This is a genomic window from Deltaproteobacteria bacterium, from assembly GCA_026712905.1.
Lineage (GTDB): Bacteria > Desulfobacterota > Binatia > UBA9968 > JAJDTQ01 > JAJDTQ01.
The window spans coordinates 1-3,612 of record JAPOPM010000053.1; the positions used below are offsets into that span (position 1 = coordinate 1).

The window sequence follows — 3,612 nt, forward strand, 5'->3', positions numbered from 1 at the left end:
CGAGTCGATGAAGCGGCGGTTGGGGAGGCTCCAGCTGTAGTCGCGGTGAGCGGCGTCGGTCATGTAGCGGCGCAGCAGGGTGCGCCAGTCGAGCGCGCTTGCGTGGGCGTTCCGGACCGTCTCCTCGACGCCTCCCGGGGCCTTTCCCTCGGCCCTGGCGATGCTCAGCGCCTGGTGCATGGCCTCGTCCCAGGCCTGCTCCTCGGCGGCGGTGTCCACGGACGCCTGGGAGGAAGCGGACTCCTGGCCCGCGCGGGAGTCGGCGTCCATGACCTCTCCGGTGCCGGCGGGGTCGTGGCTCGGCGGCGCGGCGGCGGCGCCATCCTCACCCTGGCCGTTCCCGTCCTGGCCGTCGCCCTGGCCGGACGGATCTCCGGACTCATCGCCGTCGTCGCCGGGCGGCGGCTGGCCGGCCGCGTCCGCGCCGCTGGCGCCGCCTTGGGCTGGACTGCCGTCGTCGCCGGGATCGCCGTCCCCGGGGTCCGGCAGGCGGTCGTACGCCTGCTCGACACTGAGGTCCTCCCAGGCCTCGGCTTCGGGCGGGAGCGTGAATCCCGCATCGCGGAGCAAGGCGTGGGTGACCAATTGCGAGGCCGTCTGCCACCGTTCCGGATCCCGCTCTCCCCTGCGGGTATGGTGCTTGAGCGCGCACGCCATCACCACCCGCGCCATGGCGGTCTCGATCAGGTGCGCATCGGTCTCCGCCACCCAACCGGGCGAGTAGCGGATCTCGTGTCCGTCGCTCGCAAGCGTCTTCCGTGTCGGATCTGCGCGGAGCGGGAGTCTCAGGACTAGGCTCCCGAAGAAGGGCTGTTTTTGCAGGAGCCCGGTCACGCAGTCGCTCACCCGGATTGCGGATTCCCGGAGCGCGGCGGGCGGCATCACGCCACCTCCCGGGCCGGTTCGGGTTGCGGCGCCGGGAAGTATCCCGCGAACTGCTCCATGAGCGCGTCGGCGTCGCGCTTGACTCGTGCCCGGACAACGGGGTCGAAGGCCCCGGACGGACGGAGCGAATCCGGCTCCACGCCTGCGATTCTGTCCTTCACCTTTTCGCAGAGGCCGGCCAGCCGGTGGTCGCCGAAGATGTTGAGCCGGGGAACCACGTCGACGAGGTCCCGGATGTTGGAGATCATGGTGTCCCGGAACACCAGGGGCTTGCCGTTCTCGTCCTCGCTAAGGCGCTCCGAGACCCGCTCGACCGCCTCCGCCATGCGGCGGTAGAGGTCCCCCACGGCGTCGTGGAGCTGCTCTTCAATGTGAAGCTCGATGTCGCGCTTCACCCGCTCGGTGTCGTCGGAGGCGAGCCTGGCGATGAAGTGGTCGGCGTCCGGCACCGGCGTGATGCGGTAGCGGATGGAGAACCTGTCCCGGAGCTGGTCCTTCGAGGGATAGTCCCCGATGCGGAAGAGCTTGCCGAGGTCGATCCGGGCCTGTTCGACGTAGTCGTCGTAGTCCTCGATGAACCGGGCGCGCTGGCGCACCAGGCGCTCCCGGAGCCCGTCCATGACCTCGGTGTAGCACTCGTAGTTGGCGACGGTGAGAAGCCGCGAGCCCTTGTCGTCCCAGGGCAGCGACTGGGCATAATGCTGAGTGCGTGTTTCGCTCATGGTGGCGTTGAGCGCGGCCAGAGCCGCCTTGGGAAGCAGTCGTTTGTTGTACCGGCCCGCACTTGTGCTCGCTTCGTGGTGGGCGGCGACGTGGTCGCTGGCCTCGCGGTCGTAGAGCCGGCCGGACCAAGCGCTGATGCGGAGGCTGACCAGCATGGCTTCACGGGTGAGGTCCATTGGAATTTCTCCTTTCAGACTACCTGAGAGTCCACAGGGGGACCTGGATTGCGGCGGCGAGTCTCTGTCTGGCCGCCTCGCGACTGCGGGCCCTCACCGTGTACTGGCGCGAGGGGACATCGCCCGCCGAATAGTGTGTGATCCTCCAGCAGTGCATGAGCTTCCTCCCTCACCGGGTCCTGGCCGCGGCCCAGCGGATGAAGGCGGGGGAGCGCTGGAGCCCCGGGTCGCGGCGCACGCACGCGCCCACCAGCGACTCTCCCATCTCCCTTCTGAGCCGCTCCGCGAAGGTGACGATGGCGTCCATGGTCACGTCCGTCGCAAGACGGTAGAGCGAGCCGCAGAGCGCCATGAGCGCGCTGGCGTTCTCCGGGATGGCCGCGTTGGCGGGGTCGTTGAGGACCGCTCTCGGGTGGGGCAGCTCGCGCCAGACGTTCAGGAACGCCGAGAACTCCACCGCCGCCGCTTCGCCCACGGTCCCCCGGAAGAGCGCCCGCTCCGTTGCCGGATCGAGCCCGTTCCGGTGCTTGACGAGGTTGCTGACCGCCTCCCACGTCCTGGGACAAGGAAAAGCTTTCTCCGTGGACTGCGGGTCGAACCGGTGCAGGAGGTCGGGCCGGTAGGCGACAAAGAAAAGTACCTCTGAGACGATGCCGTGGCCCGCGCCCCAGGCGAGCCAGTCCTCGACATCGACGCGGATCTCCAGGTGGACGAAGCGCGACGCCAAAGGAGTGGGCATGCGGTGGACGACGCCGCGGTCGGTCTCCCGGTTGCCGCAGGCAATGAGGGAGGCTCCTTCGGGAAGCTCGTACTCCCCCACCTTGCGGTCGAGAACCAGCTGATAGAGCGCCGCTTGCACCATCGGAACAGCGGAGGGCAACTCCTCGAGATTGATGAGCCAGCGGCCGGGATGGTCGGACGGGGGCAGGAAGGCGGGCGGCGCCCAGCGGGTGCGGCCGTCTGTGTCGCGCCAGGGGATGCCCCGGAGATCGACGGGGTCGAGCAGCAGGGCCCGGACGTCGACGTACTGGCGGTTCGCGGCCGCGGCCACCTGCTGGGCGATCTGACTCTTGGCGGCTCCTGGCGGCCCCCAGACAACCACCGGCTGGCGAGCCTCGACCAGGAGCGCGAGCACTTGGGACAGCTCGCTGGGGCGGAGCGTATAGTCTGCGGAGATTTTCTCGGGAAGGGGCATGGGCAACCTCCATGGTGGGGGGAGATGGAAGCGGAGCGGGCGCCTCTCGCAGACCGCCCGTCCCGCCCCCGCGGAGGCCCCCTTTGCCTCTCCTTTCAACTCAAGCACCCGGGGCGGATGGTCCGGGGAGTTGTGCGGAAGTGCTGGAACTGTTGATCACAGGGCCTCGGAGGCGCGGCCGTGATCCTCGGTGGAGTGGTGTGGGGCATGACGGCAACCTCCCGTGCCGGCGGCGTTGGCAAGCCCGGCTCGCCTGTGAGCCGCCACAAGGGCGCGGGCGCCCGGCCGCGCGAGAGTGTCGGGGAAGGCGCCGGGAGCCATACCCCCGCTTTGCGTTTCATGGCCTGCGTCCGTGATGTATGATTCGTGGCGGAGACGGCGATGAGGACGGACTTTTCGAAGTGGCCCGGCGGGGTGGACCCGGTGTGGAGGCTTCTTGAGCCGGCGAGCGTCGTAGCGCTTCGCGCCGAGCCGTCGGCCGCGAACCAGACGCTCAGACTCGCGGCCGACCTTCCGGACAAAGCTCTCGGCGGGTCGGCGTTCGTGCGCAATGCGCTGATCGTGCTCGATCGGGTGGACAGGGACGGGTGCCTGCGGCTCACCGGCAAGGGGAACTTCGGGCGGGATGCGGTC

At 69.2% G+C, this 3,612-nt stretch carries 4 protein-coding genes; 1 reads left to right on the plus strand and 3 read right to left on the minus strand.

The window, feature by feature from the left end; genetic code table 11:
- The 3 genes from OXF11_04210 to OXF11_04220 all read right to left on the minus strand — a co-directional run.
- Positions 1–882, minus strand: an 882-nt coding sequence (locus OXF11_04210) for a hypothetical protein (GenBank protein MCY4486302.1), incomplete at its 3' end; no start/stop codon positions are given.
- Positions 882–1,784 (minus strand): hypothetical protein, encoded by a 903-nt coding sequence (locus OXF11_04215; protein MCY4486303.1) that lies wholly within the window; start codon positions 1,782–1,784, stop codon positions 882–884. The genes OXF11_04210 and OXF11_04215, both read right to left, overlap by 1 nt.
- 169 nt (positions 1,785–1,953) lie before the next feature.
- Entirely contained in the window at positions 1,954–2,979 is a 1,026-nt protein-coding gene (locus OXF11_04220) for a MoxR family ATPase (GenBank protein ID MCY4486304.1), read from the minus strand.
- Between the two features lie 381 nt (positions 2,980–3,360).
- Between OXF11_04220 and OXF11_04225 the strand changes: the two genes are divergently transcribed.
- A partial coding sequence (locus tag OXF11_04225) for a hypothetical protein (protein MCY4486305.1) occupies positions 3,361–3,612 on the plus strand: 252 nt, incomplete at its 3' end.